Annotated in this window: 14 protein-coding genes; 10 read left to right on the plus strand and 4 right to left on the minus strand. The window is 67.7% G+C overall.

The genetic code is table 11. From position 1 onward, the window contains the following. Window positions 1–32 precede the first annotated feature (32 nt). Window positions 33–2,579: an FHA domain-containing protein gene (locus FB390_RS01310; protein ID WP_141807307.1), complete on the minus strand. Its 2,547-nt coding sequence runs from the start codon at window positions 2,577–2,579 to the stop codon at window positions 33–35. A gap of 155 nt (window positions 2,580–2,734) precedes the next feature. Between FB390_RS01310 and FB390_RS01315 the strand changes: the two genes are divergently transcribed. Continuing rightward, window positions 2,735–4,126 (plus strand): neutral zinc metallopeptidase, encoded by a 1,392-nt coding sequence (locus FB390_RS01315; protein WP_141807308.1) that lies wholly within the window; start codon window positions 2,735–2,737, stop codon window positions 4,124–4,126. Window positions 4,127–4,143: 17 nt separating this feature from the next. Here the strand turns inward: FB390_RS01315 and FB390_RS01320 are convergent, their stop codons facing one another. Next, a complete protein-coding gene (locus FB390_RS01320; protein ID WP_246123801.1) occupies window positions 4,144–5,454 on the minus strand; it encodes an FHA domain-containing protein in 1,311 nt (436 codons plus the stop codon). 142 nt (window positions 5,455–5,596) lie between these two features. On the opposite strand from FB390_RS01320, the gene FB390_RS01325 reads away from it, so the two are divergent. The 9 genes from FB390_RS01325 (at window position 5,597) to FB390_RS01365 (ending at window position 15,848) form a co-directional block, all read left to right on the plus strand. Next, window positions 5,597–6,802 carry a DUF7373 family lipoprotein gene (locus tag FB390_RS01325; protein ID WP_141807310.1) on the plus strand — a complete coding sequence of 402 codons (1,206 nt, stop codon included), beginning with the start codon at window positions 5,597–5,599 and terminating at the stop codon, window positions 6,800–6,802. Between the two features lie 5 nt (window positions 6,803–6,807). After that, the gene (locus FB390_RS01330; RefSeq protein WP_141807311.1) at window positions 6,808–8,037 is read left to right on the plus strand and encodes a DUF7373 family lipoprotein; all 1,230 of its coding nucleotides are present in this window, start codon (window positions 6,808–6,810) and stop codon (window positions 8,035–8,037) included. A 2-nt stretch (window positions 8,038–8,039) separates the two neighbouring features. Next, on the plus strand, window positions 8,040–9,227 hold the full coding sequence (locus tag FB390_RS01335; RefSeq protein WP_141807312.1) for a DUF7373 family lipoprotein: 1,188 nt from the start codon (window positions 8,040–8,042) through the stop codon (window positions 9,225–9,227). 107 nt (window positions 9,228–9,334) lie between these two features. After that, entirely contained in the window at window positions 9,335–10,540 is a 1,206-nt protein-coding gene (locus tag FB390_RS01340) for a DUF7373 family lipoprotein (RefSeq protein WP_141807313.1), read from the plus strand. Next, window positions 10,533–11,747: a DUF7373 family lipoprotein gene (locus FB390_RS01345; RefSeq protein WP_141807314.1), complete on the plus strand. Its 1,215-nt coding sequence runs from the start codon at window positions 10,533–10,535 to the stop codon at window positions 11,745–11,747. Before FB390_RS01340 ends, FB390_RS01345 begins: the two co-directional genes overlap by 8 nt. 6 nt (window positions 11,748–11,753) lie before the next feature. Next, window positions 11,754–12,968 (plus strand): DUF7373 family lipoprotein, encoded by a 1,215-nt coding sequence (locus FB390_RS01350; protein WP_141807315.1) that lies wholly within the window; start codon window positions 11,754–11,756, stop codon window positions 12,966–12,968. Between the two features lie 167 nt (window positions 12,969–13,135). After that, on the plus strand, window positions 13,136–14,782 hold the full coding sequence (locus FB390_RS01355) for a serine/threonine-protein kinase (protein WP_141807316.1): 1,647 nt from the start codon (window positions 13,136–13,138) through the stop codon (window positions 14,780–14,782). Window positions 14,783–15,187: 405 nt separating this feature from the next. Further along, the gene (locus FB390_RS01360) at window positions 15,188–15,523 is read left to right on the plus strand and encodes a WXG100 family type VII secretion target (RefSeq protein ID WP_141807317.1); all 336 of its coding nucleotides are present in this window, start codon (window positions 15,188–15,190) and stop codon (window positions 15,521–15,523) included. Between the two features lie 34 nt (window positions 15,524–15,557). Further along, entirely contained in the window at window positions 15,558–15,848 is a 291-nt protein-coding gene (locus FB390_RS01365; protein WP_141807318.1) for a WXG100 family type VII secretion target, read from the plus strand. Between the two features lie 159 nt (window positions 15,849–16,007). On the opposite strand, the gene FB390_RS01370 is transcribed toward FB390_RS01365, so the two are convergent. Both FB390_RS01370 and eccCa read right to left on the minus strand, forming a co-directional pair. Continuing rightward, window positions 16,008–17,441, minus strand: a complete 1,434-nt coding sequence (locus FB390_RS01370) for a type VII secretion-associated protein (RefSeq protein ID WP_141807319.1) — start codon at window positions 17,439–17,441, stop codon at window positions 16,008–16,010. Next, entirely contained in the window at window positions 17,441–21,484 is a 4,044-nt protein-coding gene (eccCa, locus tag FB390_RS01375) for a type VII secretion protein EccCa (protein WP_141807320.1), read from the minus strand. Before eccCa ends, FB390_RS01370 begins: the two co-directional genes overlap by 1 nt. Window positions 21,485–21,558 lie beyond the last annotated feature (74 nt).

Consider the following 21,558-nt stretch of genomic DNA (forward strand, 5'->3'; position numbering starts at 1 on the left):
CGAGCCCACGTCGTGGCGGTTCGAGTAGGCGGTCACGCCGCGGACTTCTTCAGTCGTAGCCGCTGCCAGGTCGCGAGGGCCAGCAGCGCGGTGATGACCAACAGCAGCGTCACGTCGAGGATCCAGATGCCGGCGGTGTGGTCCCAGAGCTTGTCCTGCTGGGCGTTGGCGAAGATCGTCTTGATGTCGACCGTCGACGCACCAGCCGCATAGCCCCAGCGCGAGGGGAACAGCCAGGACAGCTGCTCGAGCACGACCCGGTCGGTGACCGGGATGAGGCCACCGGCCATCACGAGCTGCACCATGATCATGACGACCAGCATCGGCATGACCTGCTCGTTCGACTTGGCCAGGCTGGAGATCAGCAGACCGAACACCACACAGCACACCGCGGTCAGTGCGATGTCGATGTACAGCTCGGCGCTGCCGGACGACAACACCGAGCCCGCGCCGGGCGGGTTCTTGCCCGCGAGGGTGATCCCGACCAGCACCGCCGCCTGCAGGAACGCGGTGACGCTGAACACCGCGATCTTGGCCATCAGGTAAGCCGAGGGCAGCAGGCCGACCGCCCGCTCGCGATAGAAGATCGTCCGCTCGCCGACCAGGTCGCGCACGGTCAGCGTCGCGCCCATGAAGCAGGCGCCGAGGATCAGCACGACAAGCAGCTGCTGGGTCTCGCCGCCGCCCACGCGCACGATCTCACCGGTGGGCAGAGTCGTCAGTCCGCCTGGCGCGAAACCGTTCTTGCCAGGCACCACGAGGGAAAGCACGCCGAGAATGAACGGCAGCAGCAACAGGAAGATCAGGTAACCGCGATCGGCGAAGATCAACCGAATCTGCCTGCGCACCAACGTGGAGAACTGTTTGAACCCGCTCGACTGCGGCGGACTGCCCGCGGGTCCGTAGCGCGGTGGAGGTGGTGGCGGCGGAGCGAACGCCTGTCTGGATCGGTACGCGGCGAAGGCCTGATCCGGATTGGCCGCCACGTTGGCGAAGATCTCGGCCCAGTCGCTGGTGCCCAAGGCCCCACCGACTCCGGCCGGATGTCCGCAGAACGCGGTCTTGCCGCCCGGAGCAAGCAGCAGCACCTGGTCGCACATGTCCAGGCAGGCCACCGAGTGGGTGACAACGATGACCACGCGACCGGCGTCGGCCAGCTCGCGCAACATCACCATGACCTGCCGGTCCAGCGCCGGGTCCAGACCCGAGGTCGGCTCGTCCAAGATCAGCAGCGAAGGACCGGTAAGCAGCTCGAGCGCCACCGAGGCGCGCTTGCGCTGACCGCCGGAGAGCCGGTCGACCCTGGTGTCGGCGTGCTCGGTGAGCGAAAGTTCCTTCAGCACACCGTCGATCACCTTCTGGCGGTCGGCCTTGGTGGTGTCGGGCGGCAGCCGCAGCTCGGCGGCGTAGCCGAGCGCCTGGCGCACCGTGAGCTGACGGTGCAGCACGTCGTCCTGCGGGACCATGCCGATACGGGAACGCAGCGCCTCGTACTCGGCGTGCAGATTGCGTCCTTCGAAAGTCACCACGCCGCCGGACGGTTGGGTGGTGCCTGCGATCAACTTCGACAGCGTCGACTTGCCCGCGCCCGACGGACCGATGAGCGCGGTCAGCGTGCCGCGGCCCGCCTGCATGTTCACGTCGACGAGCAGCTGCTTGTTGCCCTCGACGGTGAATCCGACGCCGTGCACGTGCAATCCCTGTTCGGCGACCGGCTTCTGCCGATGCACGAGGGCGCCCTGCTGGACGACGAAGTCGACGTTGCCGATGGTGACGATGTCGCGCTCGCGCAGCACCGTGCGCTGCTGCCGGGTGCCGTTGACGAAGGTGCCGTTCGCGGAGCCGAGATCCTCGATGGTGAGGCCCTCGGCGCCCGCGATCAGGCGCGCGTGCTTGCGGGAGGCCAGCGGATCGTTGACGACGATCTGGTTGTCGGTGGTGCGGCCGATGGCGAGACCGGCGGACGGAATCCGGTCGGCCCTGGCGATCGGCGCGGTCGATGCCCTGGCGCGCAGCGGCGGCAGCGCCGAGGTGTCGGCCTTGGTCGTCATGTTGAAGTTGGGCTGCTGCGGCGTCGGCTGCGAGGGCGGGTGATGCGCCACCGCGGGTTGGTGCGAAGGAGCCGGTTGGTGTGACGGGCCGGGCTGATGCGCTTGCTGCCCGATCGGCGGACGGTTCGGATGCTGATAACTCGGCCGTTGCCGAGCCGCCTGCTGCGGTTGCGAAGACGGTGGCGGCGACGGCGTCCGCGCGTGCCGGACCGGCGCCGCGGCGGGCAGCAGATGCAACAGCGGACCGCTGATCGCGTCGCCGAGCCTGACCTGCGTCGGGCGGTCGATCGACACCGGCTGACTCAGCCTGCGCGCGTCGACGAAAACGCCATTGGTACTGCCGTTGTCGGTGAGAACCCAGCCGCTCCCCTGCCAGGTCAGCGTCGCGTGCACTCGCGACACCAGCGGGCTGTCGACGAACAGCGTCACCTCGGGCGCACGGCCCATGGTGACTTGCTGATTCGAATCGAAGACCCGTTCAGTTCCATCATGGCGCACGGTGATGGTCTGCGCCCCCGGTAAAGACATGCAGCGGATACTATGCCATCAACCGGACATCGGCGGTGCCCCCGACGCGCCTATTGTCCCGATCCGGCGACCGATGTGAACGATATACCGGCCGACTAGGGGGAGCTTTGCCGAAACTCCAAGCGACCGCTGTCATTACGGCTGTACTGTGCGTGATGGCCCTGCTCGCGGGTTGTACGCGCGAGGTGGACGGCCGTGCGGTCTCGGTCTACGACGACCCGTTCAGGGTGGCCGGACTGCCCACGACGAGCGGCCCGAGCGGACCACGTCCCGGCGTCCCCGACACCGACCTCACCGCGTCCGGCGGCGACGGCGGCGAGATCGACACCCTGGCGCTCAACGCCATCGACGACATCCAGACCTACTGGGCCGCCGAGTACGGCAAGGATTTCGACGGCGACTTCGCGCCCGTCGATCGGCTCGTCTCCTGGAGCGCCAAGGCGCCGCGCAACGACGCTCCCGAGTTCTGCAAGGAGACGACCTACCGGCTGGTGAACGCCGCCTTCTGCCGACTGGACAACTCCATCGGCTGGGACCGCTCGGTGCTGTTGCCCACCATGGCGGAAACCTTCGGCAAGATGGCCGTCGTGATGGTGCTCGCCCACGAGTACGGGCACGCCGTGCAGTCGCAGGCCAAGATCGTCGATCCGAAGGATCCGGTGATCGTCAAGGAGCAGCAGGCCGACTGCTTCGCAGGCGCGTTCATCCGTCACGTGGCGGAGGGCAAGTCGAAGCACTTCACCATCAATACCTCCGACGGTCTCAACACGGTGCTCGCCGCGACCGTCGCGATCCGCGACTCCGACCCCGACGACCCGGAGAGCGTGCACGGCTCGGCGTTCGAGCGGGTCACCGCGGTGCAGATCGGATTCACCGACGGCCCGAAGGCGTGCAAGGGCATCGACATCGACGAGATCAACCAGCGCCGCGGCGGCCTGCCGCAGACGCTTGGCGGCAGCACCGGCGAGTATCCGATCGACAAGGAAAGCCTGATCGAGCTCACCAAGGCGCTCGCCGTCATCCTGCCCATCGAGGACAGTCCGACCTACAACTACAACGGCGCGCGGATCGACTGCCGCGACGGCACCACCACCGCGCCCGTCTCCTACTGTCCCGCCGAGAATCTCATCGCCACCGACATTCCCGAGCTGGCCAAACGCGGCACGGCCGACGTCGACGAGGACGACCCGCTGCCGCTCAAGGTCACCGGCGACTACAACGGCTATGTCGTCTTCATCGCCCGCTACACCCTCGCGGTGCAGCAGAGTCACGGCCAGTCGTTGATCGGCGCCAAGACCGGGCTGCGCGCCGCGTGCCTGGCGGGCGTGGTCACCGGCAAGCTCGCCGACCCGAATCGCCAACGCACCCAGGGCGATATCTCCCTCGCCGCGGGCGACCTGGACGAGGCGGTTTCGGGCCTGCTCACCGATGGTCTCGCGGCCAGCGACGCGCAGGGCAAGACGGTGCCGAGCGGGTTCGCCAGGGTCGATGCCTTCCGCGCGGGTGTGCTCAACGGCGAGAACACCTGCATGTCGCGGTACTCGTAAGGCGTTCCGCGGAGTCGTCAGCCTCCGAACGGCGGCGGCGCAGCGGGTTCGAAACGCAGCACGCGGTTGCCGAGCATCACCTCGGTGCCAGGCACCAGGATCATCGGCTGGTTGGGATTGAGGCGGACCCAGTCGCGGTAACCGGGCAACCGCGTGCGGGTGCCGTTTGTCGAGCCGCGGTCCACCACGGTCACGTCCCAGTTGATCAGCCGAATCTCCGCGTGCGCGCGGGACATTCCGCCGGAGTTGTCCTCCACCTTCAGCGGGATCAGCCCGCGCTGCGCGGCCTCGGAATGTTCGGGGTCGCGGCCGAGCACCGCGTCGGCGGCCAGCATGTAGGTCATGCCGTCGTCGAGGATCAGCATGCCCAGCGGCGGACGGACCACCTCGATCAGCGCCTGGGTCTGGTCCACCGGCATGCCGCAGACGGTGCAGAACGCCGCGCGCGGATCGCTCGGATGGGCACGCGCGCATTTGAATCCCATGACCTTGACGGTCAGCGCGGTCGCCTTGGCGGTGGCCTCGAGGCGGCGTTGCAGATCCGGATCGGGTTGCGGGGCCGGGTTGGTGCCGCCGATCTGGGTGTCGGCCTCGTGCGGGTCGGCCACCGAGTCCAGCATCGAGGTCGACGCCTGCGTCGCCGTGGGTTGCGGCTCCCGGTGCGGTTCGGGGCGGGGTTGCTGACGCGGCTCCGGATCGATGCGTGCCGTCGGGAGTGGCGCGACGGGCGTGCGGTGCTGCGGCGCTCGGTGTTCGGCGGGCTCGGGCCGGGCGACCGCGCGCGAACGAGCGCCGTCCGACCAGACGATCGCACCTCCGGCCTGCGCGATTCCCTCGACCAGCCAGCCGATTCCGCGCTCCTGCGGCATTTCCGGAATCCGGCCCTCGGCGTCGTCGATGAACAACGCGACACCGCGCGCCGGAACGGACGCGACCCGGTCGACGGTGAACGCCGCGTCGCTGCCCCGGTACCGCTCGTCCCTGCCGTCCCCGGCGAGCACCGCCGTCACCGCGCCGTGCAGGAAGATCGCGACCCCGCCGTTCTCCGCCGCGGAGAGGATGCCGAAATCGATCGGCACGCCTGGGCTGATCTGCTCGGCGTGCTTCATGAGCCAGCGCGTCGCCTGCCGCGCGACCAGCGCGCCGGGGCCGTCCGGCTGTTGTTCGACGGCCGCCCTGACCAGTTCCGCGAGCGATTCGAGCGCGATGACGGCGGGCGAGTCCTCGGTCGGTTTGTCTCGCCCCCGATGCGCGACCACCAGCACCGCGCCCGCGACCCGGGCGACGGCGTGGTTCCCCGCGACGACTTCGACCTGCCGATCCTTCACCGGTATCGGCCTCCACCGGTGCTCTGGTCCAAGGTCCTCGCCATAGCACCCAGCGTATTGCAATCGGTGTCTGATCGGTCGCTCTGCCCGGCGTTCGTCGGTTATCTTCAAGGGCACGTATGGGAGGAACGAGGGGCCTGTCATGGTTCGGACTTCGCGCATCGCGATCTTGGCGGCTTGTGTGGCGGTAGCCGGTGCGTTGACCGGGTGCGGAAGTGTAGCGGGCACCGCGCTACCCGGTGAACTCGACGTCCGGAACCTGGCGGTCGGCACCTATCCGGTGGACAAGCATGCGTACGACCAGGATTCGAACGGCGACGGCGCGCTGCTGGAGGGCATGCGCATGTCCGAGGCCGTGGTGCCGACCGTGCGGATCGACCCGTCGCTCACCTTCGGCCGCGGCAGCACCGTGCTCACCGACACCGAGGCGGCCCTCGACTTCGTCGCCAACGTCTCCAAGCCGGTGCTGGACAACCGCAAGATGGTGACCGGCTTCGCCGCAAGCGGTTCCGACAAGGCGGACCCGGCGGGCCAGAGCCGTCCCGCCGCCGACGCCACCGCGATCACCAACGTCGTGTTCCGCTTCCCGGACGAGGCCACCGCCAAGCTCGCCGCCCGCGAACTCGAGGACGCCGACATCGGCGTCTCCGACCAGAACCGCAGGCTCGGCTCCACCAAGTACCCCGACGCCTATCTCCATTGGCGCCCAGGCGTTCCCAGCATCGGCGCCTTCCTCGCCCACCGCCAGTTCGTCATCTCGCTGTACGTGCAGCGCCCCCGCGCCGACAGCACCGACCTGGTGAACTGGGTGGACAAGACGTTCGCCGCCCAGGTGCCCGCGCTGGACAAGTTCCAACCGACCCCGGTCGACAAGCTCGACACCCTGAAGGTGGACCCGGAGGGTCTGCTCGCCCGCGTCGCCGTCGCCGACCGCGCCGGGCACTTTCCCGATCCGGTCTCCTTCGCCATCTACGACGGCAACCACGGCATCCACTCCTCCGACGACCAAGCCGCCACCCAGCGCCTCGTCCAGGACACCGGCGTCGACAAGATCGCCATCGTGGACGCCAGCTCGGTGACCCGCGCCCGTGACAGCGACGCCGCCCAGAAGCTGCTCACCGGCCTGATCGACACCGCGGGCGACCAGTTCGACCCCCTCGGCGCGCCCAACGACGTCCCCGGCGCGAAATGCTTGCAGCTCAACAGCAAAGGCGACCCGGAACGGGAGTACAAGTACCGCTGCTACGTGCCGTACAAGCGCTACGTCGGCGTGGTGACCAGCGACAAGGAACCCGACGTCCGGCAGAAAGTGGCGGCGCAGTACGCGTTGCTGGCCAACAGCTTGTGAGAAGGGTGTCGCGACCGCGTGCCCTGCCGATCGTCGCCACGGCGTGCGCTCTGCTCGCCGGTGTGGCCTCCGGCTGCGGCGCGCAGACCGTCGAAGGGCGCGGCGTGCCGGGCATGACTACGGTCGACGTGGCAAGTCTCGCCGTCGGCCCGTTCCCGTCCGCTCCCGTCGACTACGAGCCGAGATTGGAGACGAAGAGCGACGTCTTCGCGATCGAGTCGCGGCGGTTGTTCGGCTATCTGGTCGCGCCGTACGAAATCGACAGCGAGATGGCCGCGCTCGAAGCCACGCGCATCGTCGCCGCTCCTGGTTCGGCGTTCGGCGACTCCCTCGGCGTGCTGCCCGCCCAGTTCGAGCCGATCGCCGAACGCAACCGGCTGATCGCCAGCGTCGTCACCGTCCGCTCGAACCAGAAACTTCGGGCTGTGCGCAATATGTCGCTCGCGCTGCTGCGCTTTCCCTCCGACGACGCCGCCCGCTCCGCCGCAACGGAATTCGACCGCGCCATGGACGAACTCCTCCCGAATCGGCATGCCCTCGCGATTCCCGGTCACCCGGATGCCGTGGCCTCCACCGCTGACGACCAGAAGGGCTACCTCTTCGCCACGCGCGGGCCGATGGTGGTCATGGCCATGACCACGGTCCCCCAGCCCGACTCGAACGCCCTTGTGACACAGCTTCGAACGATGCTCGATCTACAGCTCGAACGATTGACCCGGTTCGAGCCGACACCGGTCGATCAGATCCTCGACCTGCCCGCCAACCCGGACGGGATCATGCGACTCGCGCTGCCGCCGCTACCGGTGGGCGGCGGCGACACCGCCCGGCGCGTCCAGCCCGCTGGGATCTACGACGCCGCAGGGCAGTTGCATTTCGAGCCGCACGCCGCCGAGGTGCAGGCCGCGCTGGCGAGCGCGGGCGTTGATGTCGTCGCGCGCAACGACGCGACCGTCTACCGCACGCGCGATCTCGACTCGGCCTTCCGGCTCCAGCGCGCCCTCACCGAGCCACGCGAAGACGAGCAGTTGTTCGACAGTCCGCCCGGCATCGCCGACGCCCAGTGCGTGCAGCGCGACACGGACGCCTTCGATCAGTACTACGAATACACCTGCGTCCTCGTCCACGGCCGCTACGTCGCTGTCGTCGGCGCCGACGGACTGCCCGGCGGCGTGCTCGATCCGAGCCTGTATCAGCGTGCGGCCGCGCAGTATTCGATACTGGCCCGGGGTGCCTGATCGTGGCACGCTCCCGCATCGCACTCGCCTGTCTCACCGTCCTGCTCGCGCTCTCCGCGGGGTGCGGGTCCGAGCCCGCCGCGGCAGTCGACACGGCCGCCTTGAATCCGGGCAACTACCCGACGACCCCCCGAGACCTGTCCGCGCTGCGCACCGCCGACGACGGAGCCGTCCGCGAATCCATCCGACTCGGCGGCATCGTCCCGCTGCCCATGGACCTCGACAGTCGACTCGTCCACGGCCGCACCAACTTCGCCGGTCATCACTACACCGCCCGCAATCCACCGTTCCGAGGCAGCGGGATCAGCAATCTGGAGAACTTCGGCGAGCAGGCGCCCGGACTGATCGCCGGGTGGCACACCGGCGGTTCCCGCCGCGCGAACCGCAACTTCGGACTCGATGTCGGCATCGCGCTGCTGCGCTTCACCACGCCCGAGCAGGCCACGCACGCCATGCACGTGCTGGCGGACAAGGGGATCGAGAAGTACCCGCCCAAGCAGACCCTCGAAATCCCCGGGTACCCCACCGGCCGCACCTACCTCAGCGCCCACGACTCGGTGCAGTCGTGGACCGCTCGGGGCGACTACCTGCTGTGGACCTTCGTCTCCGACGGTCTCGCCACGCCGCCCGACCCCGCGCCGCTGCTGGCGGTCGCCAAAAAACTCTTCGACCGCCAGTTCGAGCTGCTGGACGGCTTCACCCCGACCCCGATCGAAAAGCTCGCCGACACACCCGTCGACGACCTGCTCGCCCGCACCCTCGCGGCCGAACGCCCCGGCACCTTGGAGGACGTGACCGGCGTGTACACCGTGCCCGCCGCCCTGCATCTCGAGAGCCGCCCCGACCTCACCCGCCGCGCCTTCGAGGACGCGGGCGTCGACCTGATCGCCTACTCGGGCACACGCGTCTACCGCGCGAGCGACCCCGCTGCGGCGGCCCGGCTCACCGCGGCCCTAGCCGCGCAAGTCCCGCCCGGCTACGACCCCATCGACAGCCCACCCGGCCTACCCGACGCCCGCTGCTTCCGCGAAGACCCCGGCCCGCCGCAAAGCGCCCGCATCATCCTGGAACACCGCTGCTACTTCTCCCACGACCGCTACGTCGCCGAAGTCACCGCGAATCAACCGCAAGACCTCGCGCAGCGGGCGAGCGCCCAATACCTTCTGCTTGCCCACGGTTCGGCGGGTTGACGTAGGATCCGGCGGGAAGTAAGTGATCGACGGGGGCGGGATATGCAGCGTGTTGGTGATGGGCCGAGTCGTGCGAGCCGCGCGGGCATCCGCCGTGAGGGGGAAGCATGAGATTTCGAGGTGGTCTGGTCGCCATGCTGACGGCAGCGGCGCTCGTGTGCGTCGGCTGTTCGTCCACCGTCGCGGGCAATCCAGGGCCGGGCATGACGCCGGTGAACGTCGCCGATCTGAAGACCGGGCCGTACAAACCCGAGCCCACCGAGTACGAGCCGGATATCTCCGGTGTCAACGACATCCGGACCATCGAGGCTCGCCGGATGCTCAATTACGTCGTGCACTCCTATGAGATCGACCCCGATATCGACGTGCTCGGCGACATCGAGTTCTTCTGGAACGCGGATTGGTTCGTCCAGTCGAACACCTTCCCGGAGAAGTACAAACCCGCAGCGCTGGACAACAATCTGGTCGCGGGGGCCTATGTTTCCCGCATCAACGGCGATCTGCGAAGCCGGAAGAAACTGATCATCTCGGCCCTGCGGTTCCCGACCGAGGCGGCGAGCAAGAAGGCGGCCGTCGAGTTCGATCAGATCACGAACTCGGATCCGGGACGGCATCCGGTGCCGATCGACGGTCACCCAGGTGCGCTCACCTCGTCCGCCGACGACATCACCGGGATTTCGTTCGTCGCCCACGGTCCGTACGTCATCGTCGTCAACGCGGGCGTACCGCAGCCGAATCAGAGCGCACTGGCGGATGTCATCCGCCGCACCATCACCCTGCAAGTCGCGCGTCTTGACCAACTGAAGTCCATCCCCTTGGACGACATTCTCGATATCCCCGCCGATCCGGAGAACATCATGCGCCGGGCACTCCCGGAAGCGCCGGACTACAGCGACCCCTTCACCGGCGATCTCGACTTCGGCGCCTTCGAGCCCTCGGGAGAACTGCATTTCGAACGGAATCCCGCGAAAGTGCGGAAGGCGTTCGACGAGAGCGGTGTCGACTTGGTCGGACGCCGCGGCGGCGTCGTCTACCGAACTCGCGACCTGCAGGCCGCCTTCCGGCTGCAAACGGTGCTGCTCGAAGCGGGCAGGGACGACGAGGAACTCCCGCCACCGCCGGGCCTTCCAGACGCACGGTGCCTTCGCCTCGACAGTTCGGACGCCGTCCGGCTGTTCGACGCGCTGTGCGGGGTGGTGTACGGACGATATGTCGCCGTGGTCGTCACCCGGATTCCGATCACGTCGAGATCCGCGACGCCGCTGTACCAGCGGGCCGCCGCTCAGTACGCGATCCTTGCGAAGAGTGAGTGAGTGCGCCATGAGAATTCGCCGAGTACTGTGCGTCCTCGTCGCCGCGCTCGTCGCCTCTGTCAGCTGCGGCACCGACGACGAATCGGCCGGCACGCCCAAATACGACGTCGCGCAGCTCGATTCGGGCAATTATCCGACAACTCCTCGTGACACCGAAGCGCTGCGGAACGACAAGCGCGGAAAACTGCTCGAGGCGGCGCGTATCGGCGCCGCGGTGCCGCTGGCAGCGGATATCGACGGCAAATTCGCATTCAAGACGACGATCTACGTCGACCGGCGCCTCACGCCCGATTTCCGGGTCCCAGATATCCAGGGCGCGAACAAGCCCGCCGAGTTCAACAGCTTGGCACCGGGATTCGTCGCGGGTTGGTACACGCGCGGACAGCGTCGCGAAGGTATCGGTCTCGGCCGTGCACTCGATATGCATACGCTGCGGTTCGAGAGCGCCGACCGAGCGCGAGCGGCCGCCGGCCGTATCGCGGACAAGCTGGACGAGAACGCGCCCGGTGAACCAGTTTCCATCCCGGGGCTTGCGAACACCCGTGCAAAGTGGTCACGAGACAAGCGACGCCTGGAAACCGTGCTGGCCCAGGACACTCTGCTGCTGATCGTGCGAATCGAGGATCCGGTCAGCGAGCCCGCGGACCCGGCGCCGCTCGCCGAGCTGGCGCAGCGCGCGTTCACCAAAATGCTCGACGGGTTGAAGAACTACACCCCGACGCCGCTGGATCAGCTCGACTCTCTTCCCATCGACGTCGACGGGATGCTGCGGCGCACGCTGCCGCTGGAAGACAAGAGCCAGTTCACCGCGGACACCGATCCCTCGATGGTGCTCACCAGGCAGGCATGGCTGCACGCCTCGTTCTATCCCAATCTCGCCAAGGCGGCCTACGCCGACGCGGGGGTAGATCTGATCGGGGTCTCCGGAAGCAGCCTTTATCGCACCCGCGATTTCGCGAGTAGCGAACGATTGATAGCCGCTCTCATCGGCCAGGAAGGCGACAAGTACAAGGCGATGGACGGCCCGCCCAACATGCCGGGTGTCCAATGTTTCGACCGCCGGAATCCGAAGGACTCCGAGAGCCGGTACCCGCCCCAGTGCTATTTCGCCTATGACCGCTATGTCGCCGAAGTGAGCGGGGACAATCCACAGCACGTTTACCAGCGCGTCGCCGCGCAGTACAAGATTTTGGCCAACGAGGGGTAGGTCGGGATGCGCGCACCAACGATTCGTCGAGCCGCGGTAGCCATGCTGACCTGCGGAGCCCTTGCCGTCGGCATCGGCGCCTGTGGTTCCCAGGTGTCCGGCACGCCTACTCGCGTACAGGCCGATCTGTCGAAACTCGACGTCGGCAACTACCAGACCGAGCCCAAAACCATCGGCAACGCCAAGAACGAGCGACAGGCACGAGCCCGGGAGGCGCAGCGACTGGCCGATTACGTCGCGCTCCCTTTCGAGGCCGATCCGGCCTATGTCACCGACGCCTGGTTCATTCGGCCGCACATCGTGCTCAACCGGAAAGCGCTGGGGACGCTCGTCATCAACGACACGTTCGACGACGTCGCCAAGGATCTCGTCGCGGGCTGGGTCAATTCCTGGTCCACGGGCGGGGCGCCCGAGGCACCGCGCCGCACCATGAACATCGCGGTGCTCATGTTCCCGGACGCGAACACGGCCAAGGCGGTGGGCCCGGCGCTCGAACACGACGACTTCACATACAACCCGGACAACGAGCCCGTCCAGATCACGAAACATCCGGGCACCACGGCACACTGGCGTCCCACTGTGTCCTCGATCGGTTCCTGGACCGTGCACGACCGGTACGTCGTCTTCATCAAGGTCGAGGACAACACGCAGGCGCCCGATCTTCCCTCGCTCGTCGGCCATGTCGAGCGAATGCTGGATGTCCAGATCCCACTGCTGTCGCAGTTCGAGCCGACACCCGCCGCCGAACTGTCGCGAATTCCGCTGGACCCGGAAGGGCTACTCGGCCGGACACTGCCGAGCGATCCCGAGAAGCCGCAACGCGCCGAACCCGACGGTGTCTACACCGGGCGGGGCACGCTCACGCTCGTCGATGGCGGCACGGGCTTCCTCGATCGGCTGAGAACCGCCGAGGTGGATCTCGCGTCCTTCGGCGACAGTGTGGTGTTCCGCAGCCGCACCCGCAAGGGCGCCGATGCGCTGTGGGCGGACTGGCAGCCCTCGAAGCGTCTGGAAGCGGGCGAGACGCTGGTCGCATCGCCCACCGGAGTGGGTGATCGAGTCGAGTGCTACTCGGATATTCCCGAAGGGGGGTCGAGCCTGACCGGCACCAACATCTGTGTGCTCCAAGTCGACCGGTACACGGTGCAGGCCCACGGCAAACAACTGCAAGACCTGCATCAGAAGATCTCCGCGCAATACGCCCTGCTGACTCACAACTGAACGCGTGCCGCCTGAAACCGGCGTCATCGGCCGGACCGGTCTGCGGCCGTACATCGTCGCTACAGCGCCATCAGGGTCGTGACGGGGTCGAAGACCAGCACCATGCTTGCTAGATTTCTGCGGAAGGCTCGTGTATCCGGGCGTTCGGCATTCTGGAGGAGGAACGAATGGCGTTGCGGCCCGGCGCAGTCGTGGGTGGGTACCGGGTTATTCAAACCCTCGGCGCCGGCGGCATGGGCACCGTCTACCTGGCGCAGAACCCCATTCTGCCCCGCCGTGACGCGCTGAAGGTACTGAGCGCCGAGCTCTCCACCGACGACGAATTCCGCGCCCGATTCGAACGAGAAGCGAATCTGGCTGCCGGGCTGGACCATCCCAACATCGTCGCCGTCTACAACCGTGGCGAGGAGAACGGCCAGCTCTGGATCGCCATGCAGTATGTCGATGGGACCGATGCGGCCGAAGAGGCGAAGAAGGGGCCCTCGGTCATGACACCGCAGCGGGCGCTGCGCATCATCTCCGAAGTCGGCAAGGGCCTCGATTACGCGCATCGACGCGGACTGTTGCACCGCGACGTCAAGCCTGCCAATTTCCTGCTTTCCGCCGCCGACGAGGGCGATGAGGAGCGGGTCTTGCTGACCGACTTCGGCGTGGCCAAATCCGCCGAGGACGGCCAAGACCTCACCGCGACAGGCAATTTCATGGCCACCGTCGCCTATGCCTCGCCCGAGCAGCTCGTCGGCGACAGGCTGGATCACCGCTCCGACATCTACAGCCTCGGCTGCGCGTTCTACCGACTGCTCACCGGGCAGAATCCGTACCCGTCGACCATGCCCGCCGTGGTCATGATGGGACATCTCCACGAGGCCCCGCCGAAACTCAGCGCCGCCCGTCCCGGTCTTCCGCCCGCGCTCGACGGTGTCATCGAGAAGGTGCTGGCCAAGGATCCGGCGCACCGCTACGCGACTTGCCGCGAGTTCGTCCAAGACGCCGAGGCGGCCCTCTTCGGCGCTCCGCAGTTCCGAGCACCCGGGTCCGCGCATGTCACGGACCCGCACGCTTACACGGCGCCACATTCGACGCACAGCACAGACCCGCGCGCCTACACCGCGCCACACCCGGCGCACGGCACGGATCCACGCGCCTACACCGCGCCTGCGATGCCGTCGTATCCGACCGAACCGCGCGCGCCGTTGGCGCCTTTCGGACCGGGCCCGGACGCGACGGATCAGAGCACGGTGGCGACCGCGCGGAATGGCCACCAGCCGGGCGGTTCCCGCCTTCGCAAGATCCTCGTGCCCGGAATCGTCGCCTTGGTGGCGGCCATCGCCGTCGCGGCTGGCACCTTCTTCCTCACCAGGCCCGACGCGGGCGCGAGCGGCGACAAGCTCGCCGCGGTTCGCCAGGACAATCCCCAATTCAGTGGTAAATCCGTGATCGCATTCAACTACGGGGACGCCACCCTTTCCGCCACGCTGAACCCCAGTTCGCAGGCGAAATTCCTGCAGGACATCGGCTTCCGTTACAGCGACAAATACAGGGCGGTAGGGGACGAGAAGTCTCCGCGCCCATTGTCGGTGTCCGGCTACTCGACCGACATCGATTCCGACGTGGTCATCGTGCTGCGCACGGACAGCGAAGCAGGCAACGGCGGACTCCGCGGGCTCCCGAGCGCAATCATGAACAGCAGGGCGAAGATCGTCGTCGTCGACGACCTCACGACGGTCCAGGCCTTCCAGGTGTGGACCGACCAGTCCCCCTCGGTCCTCGTCGACAAGATGGTTCCGATCCTCGCGAAGACCGTCACCGGCTGAACGATCTTCGCTGGTCATCCGGCCGCGCCACACCCGGTCGGAGAAGCGATGTTTCGGCGTTCCGGACCCCGAGCCTCCTAGCGCTATCAGAACCCATTGGGTAGGGTGATCCCAGCCAGCCCACTCGCCGGTTCAGGTGGTACCGAGCAGGGGGAAGGAGGGGAGCAGAGCGCTGGCGGCGACCGACGTGACGGCACCGCGGTCCGAGATGTCCGGGGGGATCTCATCAAAGGCCCTCCGTCCACGGTGCGGCCAGTCGATGACGCGTGATGACGCGCGGGAAAGATCCACCAAAATTCTTTGCACAGGGTGGGAACCGATCGGACCCGGGGCGCGTCCAATCAGATGAACAGGTCAGCTGGGCACCTGCAACGTTGACCAAGTACACACACAGGAGGAGCCGCAATGGCGGAAGCAGGCAATCTCGATGCTAGCCCCGAGCTGATCGCCCAGAAGGCGAAGGAGTTCCAGGAGCAGCACAGCAACCTGATGCAGGCCATCCGGACGCTGAAGGCCGACGAGGACGCCGTCACCAACGGCGCCAACTGGAAGGGCCAGGCCCGTGACGCGTTCAACGCCTTCATGGAGCGTTACTACTTCCAGGCCGACAAGCTGAACGACAAGCTGATGGAGACTTCGGAGAAGCTCATCAAGGCGGGTTCGTCGTTCGCCGATCAGGACACCGACTTCGCTCAGAAGGTTCAGGCTCAGGTTTCCAGCCTGGACCTGCCCGCGGTCTAATCCGCCGACACTCGGAAACAAAGGAGCCTGAATTATGTCGCAGCAAATCTCCGCTAATTTCGGCGGCGTCGAGGACGGTGCCCGCCAGATCATCAAGCGTGCCGAGGGCATTCGCGACGAGCTGGTGCAGTTCCACAAGAAGATCGAAGAGTTCGTCACCACCAACTGGAAGGGTGCGACGAACGAAGCGTTCGCTCAGATGCAGCGGACCTGGCAGCAGAACGTTGACCAGCTGAACACCACGCTGGTCGGAGCGGGTCAGCTCGTCAGCTCCGGTAACTCCGAGCTGCAGGGCACCGACTCTGCGCTCGCGAACCTCTTCTGAGTTCGGATTCGTTCGACTCCAAGCATTCGGGCCCCCAGCATTCGTGCTGGGGGCCCGAATTAGTTTGTGCGAAACGGACAAAATTGGCCGGGCGAAGTTATCGGCCGCACATCACCGCGAGCCTATGTGATGATACGGACGCGAGTCGGGCTCCCCCGCTCACGGAATCACATGAACCGACGACGCGAAATTCTCGCACGTCGGCTCGAAACCATTCCACGTGTTCCCCACGTATTGGCAGCCGATGCTGACTTGAATCCCGTGCTCCACCAGTACATGCCACTGCACTGTGGAACCTTCGGGCCGTTCCACGTAGGAGAGGCCGGAGCGCCCGCCGAAGACGACGTCGCGGCGGAGGTCGCCGATGGACGGCTTCGTCTTCATCTGGGCTTCGAGGTTGGCGGCGATCTGTTCGTAGCCGGCGTTGGGGGCGACCGGGGTTTGGACGAGGGTCATGCGGTAGCGGGCGCCGTCTTGGGGAGACAGGTCGACGCGGCCGCCGTTCTGGCCGGAGGGCGGAGCGAGTCGCCAGCCGTCCGGCACCTTGAAACGGATGCGGCCCACGGTTTCCTGTGCGCCCGTCGGGTGCGGCGGAGGGACGGGAGCGGGGGTGGTGGTCGCAGCGGCCGCCGTGGTTGACGTCGGGGCCGCGGTCGTGGTCTCGTCGGAACCGCCCGCGACGACGACACCGCCGACGACCGCGGCGATCACCGCGATCACGGCGACGCCCGCGAGGACGTACTTGGCGACGGGGCGGTCGGGGGCCTGGGCGGCGGCGCGTTCGCGCAGCGGCTGGAGCCATTCGTTGGTGGGCAGCGCCGGGGCCGCTTCGGGGCGGTACTCCGGTTCCTGGTGTGCGCCGCGGACGAGTTCGCCGCCGGAGATGGGGCGGAGTTCGGCGTCGGGGCCGCAGGACTGTTGCACCGCGGCGGCGATGAGGTCCAGCTTGACGGGATCGGAAACGCCCACGGCCTGAACGACATCCGCCGGGCGGCCGTCGAGGAGACGGGCGATCAGGCCGGTCAGCGTGTCGAGGGCGCGCTGATCGGCGCCGAGGTCGGCGAGCGCGAGATTCGGTTCGTGCTCGCAAGCTTCGACCTGGACGCCGAGGTGGCTGCGGGTCACCGCGGTGGCGGTGGTGGTGATGGCGCCGAATTCCAGGACGACGGTGCGGCGGCTGCGGGCGGTGCCGTCGTCGACGGTGACCGCGCGCGCGGCGATCTCCTCGAATACGACGTCGTGCGCGAACCGGCGCGCGGCGGCGTCCAGCACGGCGCGGCGGCGGCCGCCCCATTCGGTCGGGCAGACGAGGGTGATGCGCTCGCACGGGACGCCGACGCCGAGGTTCTCCAGCGCCGTGCCGAAGACCGCGGTCAAGGCTTCCGGCACAGCGGGCACCCGCGGCAGCAGCGCGATCCGCTCGGCGGGCACGAACTGCACGGCGGAGCTGACCTGGGTCGGCGGGTTCAACGACTCGCCGACGACCAGGTTCCCGTTGCTGCCCAATACGATCGAAGGCGGCGCGTCCCAGTGCGTGGCGGGGCCGCGCGCCCAGATGCGGGTGTCCGTCAGGACGAGGTCGACCCTCGACATCACTCGGCCGCCGGCATCCATGCCAGCTGGATCAGTTCCTGGGCGTTACGGGTGATGTACGTACCGCGGCCCGGCGGCAGCGGACTCGGCCGCACCGTGCCCATCAGCACGCCCTCGTCCTTCGGGCAGCTCATGATCAGGCCCGCCGATCCGAGGTCCTTCATCCGGGCCATGGTGGCCTCGTACATGGCCCGGCTTGCGCCACCCGCGCGGCGGGCGACGATGAGGTGGAAGCCGAGATCGCGCGCGTGCGGCAGGTGCTCGACGAGGGCCGAGACCGGGTTGCCCATGGAGGTGGCGACCAAGTCGTAGTCGTCGACGATGACGTACAGCTCCGGTCCGTTCCACCAGGACCTTTCGCGCAGCTGCTGCGGGGTGACGTCCGGGCCGGGTGTGCGCTGGGCGACGTAGGCGGCCAGGTCGTTCATGTTCTGCGTGAACTGCGGTGCGGTGGAACCGTATCCGGCAAGGTAGCCGTCGGGCACCAGGCCGAGCATGGTGCGCCGGTAGTCGCCGAGGATGAAGCGGGCCTCGTTCGGCGAGTTGGCGGCGGCGATGCCCTCGATGATCGAGCGCAGCAGCGTCGTCTTACCCGACTCGCTGTCACCGATGACGATGAAGTGCGGGCTCTCGTTGAAGTCGAGGTAGACCGGCGCGAGCTCGGATTCGTTGATGCCGAGCGGAATGCGCACGTTCTTGACGCCCGAGTTGAGCTGCGACGGCCAGTTCCCGGCGAGCTGCAACAGCTGTTCGCGCGGCAGCACCTCGGGCAGCATGCGCGCGGCGGGCGCGTGCCGACCGGGGGTCAGGCGCGCGATGGTCGCCACGGCATCGGCGACGGCCTGGCCGAGCATGGTCGGGTCGGAGCTGCCGTCGATGCGCGGCAGACCGGTCAGCATGTGCAGGCAGTCCGGGGTCATACCGCGACCGGGGCGGCCCATCGGAACCAGTGCGGCGAACTTGCGGCCGAGATCGGAGTCCATCGGGTCACCGAGCCGCAGCTCGATGCGGGTGCCGATCTGGTCCTTGAGCGCGGGACGAGCCTCGGCCCAGCGGGCCAGCGCTATGACGACGTGCACGCCGTACGAAAGACCCTGCACCGCAAGGTTCATGATCGGCTGCTCGAGCGGATCGAAGTCCTGGCGGATCGAGCCGAAGCCGTCGATCACCAGGAAGACGTCGCCGAACGGGTCATCGTGCGCGCCTGCGGCGGCGGGGCTGCTGGACGGATCCATCGAACGCAGGCGGCGGAACTCCGCCATCGACTCGATGCCGAGCTGACGGAAGCGAGCCTCGCGCTGGCGGACGATGGTGGTCATCTCGGCGATGGTGCGCCGGACCTTGTCCTCGTCCAAACGGCTCGCCACCGAACCGACGTGCGGCAGCCCCTCCAGGCTGGCCAAGGTACCGCCACCGAAATCGAGGCAGTAGAACTGCACCTGCTCGGCGGTGTGCGTCATCGACATCGCCATGATCATGGTGCGCAACGCGGTGGACTTGCCGGACTGCGGACCGCCGACCACCGCGACGTTGCCTCGCGAACCGGACAGGTCCACGACCAAGGGATCGCGGCGCTGGTCGTACGGGCGGTCGACGATGCCGATCGGCGCGCGCAGCGTCGCGATGGCCGAGTATTCGCCGGTGAGGATCGAGCGCGGGATGAGCTGGTCCAGCGTCGGCGCCTCGTCCAGCGGCGGCAGCCAGATCTCGTGCGCAGGGCGGCCGTGCCCGCGGATGCGGGAGACGAGCATGTTGAGGTTCGAGATCTGCTCGCCCTCTTCGGTGCGGTGCTCCTCCGGCTCGTGGCTGGCCTGGGTGGGCAGCGGGACCCGGTCGATGGCGCGGAAGTCCACGTGGTGGGCGGTGAAAGGCCGTGCCTTCACGTCGATCTCGCCACCCGCGACACCGGCCTGGGTGACCTCGCGCTGGGAGCCGCCGCCGACGTACGGGCCGGAGACGTAGGACGCCTGGAAGCGCTGGATCTCGCCCGAGTCGGACTTGAGGTAACCGCCACCGGGGGTGTTGGGCAGGTTGTAGGCGTCGGGCACGCCGAGCACCTGGCGAGATTCGTTGGCGGAGAACGTCTTCAGACCGATCCGGTAGGACAGGTGGCTCTCCAGGCCCTTCAGCTTGCCCTCTTCGAGGCGCTGCGAGGCCAGCAGCAGGTGCACGTGCAGCGAGCGGCCGAGCCGGCCGATCATCACGAACAGTTCGGCGAAATCCGGGTGCTGGGTGAGCAGTTCGGAGAACTCGTCGAGCACCACGAACAGCGCGGGCAGCGGGTCGAGGTCGGCGCCCGCCGCGCGCGCCTTCTCGTATTCGGAGACGTTGGCGAAGTTGCCCGCTTGGCGCAGCACTTCCTGGCGGCGGTTCATCTCACCGGCCAGCGCGTCCTTCATACGGTCGACGAGGTCGGCCTCTTCCTCGAGGTTGGTGATGACGGCAGCGACGTGCGGCACGCCCTCCAGACCCAGGAAGGTCGCACCACCCTTGAAGTCGACGAGCACCAGGTTCAGCTGGTCCGGCGAGTGGGTGGCCAACAGGCTGAGCACCAGGGTGCGCAGGAACTCGGACTTACCGGAACCGGTGGCGCCGATGCACAGACCGTGCGGGCCCATGCCGTTCTCGGCGGCTTCCTTGATGTCCAGCTCGATCGGCAGGCCCGCGGCGTCGACGCCGAACGGAACCCGAAGTCGCTCACGGCCATAGCGCGGACGCCAGGCGCTCTCGGGATTGAACGAACCGATGTCGCCGAGGCTCATCAGCTGCGCCCAGGTCGAGATGACCTCGGAGTCCTCGGTCTCCACGTCGCTGCTGCGCTGGGTGGCCGCGCGGTAGGGCGCGAGCCTGCGCGCGGCCTGTTGTGCCTGGTGCGCGCTGATCCGGTCGATGAGCGCGAACCGCTCCTGATTGCCGGTGGCGCCGCGGCCGACGCACTCGCCGTTCTCGACGACCATCTTGATGCCGCGCGAAACCGCAAGGCGCGGTGCGTATCCGCAGAGATCGATGATGGTGACGCCCTCGTAGCCGGATTCGCGCAGCTGGTCGTCCTCGGCTTCCAGCAGGCCGCCGTCGACCACGATGACGACCTGCACCAGACCGGCGTTCGCGGGCTGGTTACGCGAGTAGCGGACGCGGTTGGCCAGCAGCGGGTGCAGGCTCGCGGTGGCCTCCCGGATCGAGCCGTAGAACATGCGCTGGGTGCCGATGCCGTCCTGGGCGTCGGGATGCTGGGTGTGCGGGAGCCACTTGGTCCACTCCCACTCGCGCGCGGTGTCCGGCCCGCACACCACGGCGACGAGCACCTGGTCCGGTCCCTGGAACATGCACAGCTGCAACAACATCGCCCGCACCATGTCGCGGGCCTCGTTCCGGTCGCCGTCCAGCGCGATGGTCGCGAAGCCCTTCACCGCGATCGCGGTCGGCAGATCCGGCACCGTCGAGTGGGCGCGCACGAAGCGGCGCAGCGACACCGCCGCGATCGGTTCCAGCTCCTCGACCGGGCCGGTCTCGGGCGCGACCAGCCGGGTGGCGAGGCGCTGCCCGCCGATGCCGATCCGGGCGTGGCAGAAGTCCTTGTCCCCCGCGCGGCGCTCCCACATGCGGCTGGTGCCCGCGAGCATCCAGATCAGGCCGGGCTCCGGGTGGCTCCACTCCACCGACGCGCGTTGCTGTTTGGCGGTCTCGTCGACGTCCTTGCGCACTTGGTCGAGGTAGCGCAGGTAGTCCTTGCGGTCCTCGTTCGCCTCGGCCGCCTTCTGTCCCTTACCGCCGCCCTGGCCCGCGAACATGCCGACCATAGAGAACAGCATCATGATCGGGAACATCATGCTCATCGGGTTCGACGCGATGCCCCCGCCCTGCGTGAACAGCAGCGCCATCATGCCGACCATGCCGATGATCATCACGACGGGCATCAGCTTCATCAGCAGATTGCCCGGTGTCACCCTGGGGATTTCGGGCGGCGGCTGCAAAGTGACCTCGCCGCCCGGTGTACGCGGCATCTCCCGGCGAGCACGGCGCTGGAACCGGACGGTGCTCAAGAATTCCCCCTCTTCACATGCTGCGACTTCGGGCTCAGTGTAGAGGCCACCGCCGACATGTCGTACAGTTCGAC

It is taken from the genome of Nocardia bhagyanarayanae (genome assembly GCF_006716565.1).
Classification (GTDB): domain Bacteria; phylum Actinomycetota; class Actinomycetes; order Mycobacteriales; family Mycobacteriaceae; genus Nocardia; species Nocardia bhagyanarayanae.

Excerpts from the sequence above, each read along its gene's own strand:
- FB390_RS01350 (WP_141807315.1), top strand. The coding sequence starts at position 11,754 with ATGCGCGCACCAACGATTCGTCGAGCCGCGGTAGCCATGCTGACCTGC.
- FB390_RS01355 (WP_141807316.1), top strand. The coding sequence starts at position 13,136 with ATGGCGTTGCGGCCCGGCGCAGTCGTGGGTGGGTACCGGGTTATTCAA.
- FB390_RS01340 (WP_141807313.1), top strand. The coding sequence starts at position 9,335 with ATGAGATTTCGAGGTGGTCTGGTCGCCATGCTGACGGCAGCGGCGCTC.
- FB390_RS01325 (WP_141807310.1), top strand. The coding sequence starts at position 5,597 with ATGGTTCGGACTTCGCGCATCGCGATCTTGGCGGCTTGTGTGGCGGTA.
- FB390_RS01310 (WP_141807307.1), bottom strand. The coding sequence starts at position 2,579 with ATGTCTTTACCGGGGGCGCAGACCATCACCGTGCGCCATGATGGAACT.
- FB390_RS01365 (WP_141807318.1), top strand. The coding sequence starts at position 15,558 with ATGTCGCAGCAAATCTCCGCTAATTTCGGCGGCGTCGAGGACGGTGCC.
- FB390_RS01360 (WP_141807317.1), top strand. The coding sequence starts at position 15,188 with ATGGCGGAAGCAGGCAATCTCGATGCTAGCCCCGAGCTGATCGCCCAG.
- FB390_RS01370 (WP_141807319.1), bottom strand. The coding sequence starts at position 17,441 with ATGTCGAGGGTCGACCTCGTCCTGACGGACACCCGCATCTGGGCGCGC.
- FB390_RS01315 (WP_141807308.1), top strand. The coding sequence starts at position 2,735 with ATGGCCCTGCTCGCGGGTTGTACGCGCGAGGTGGACGGCCGTGCGGTC.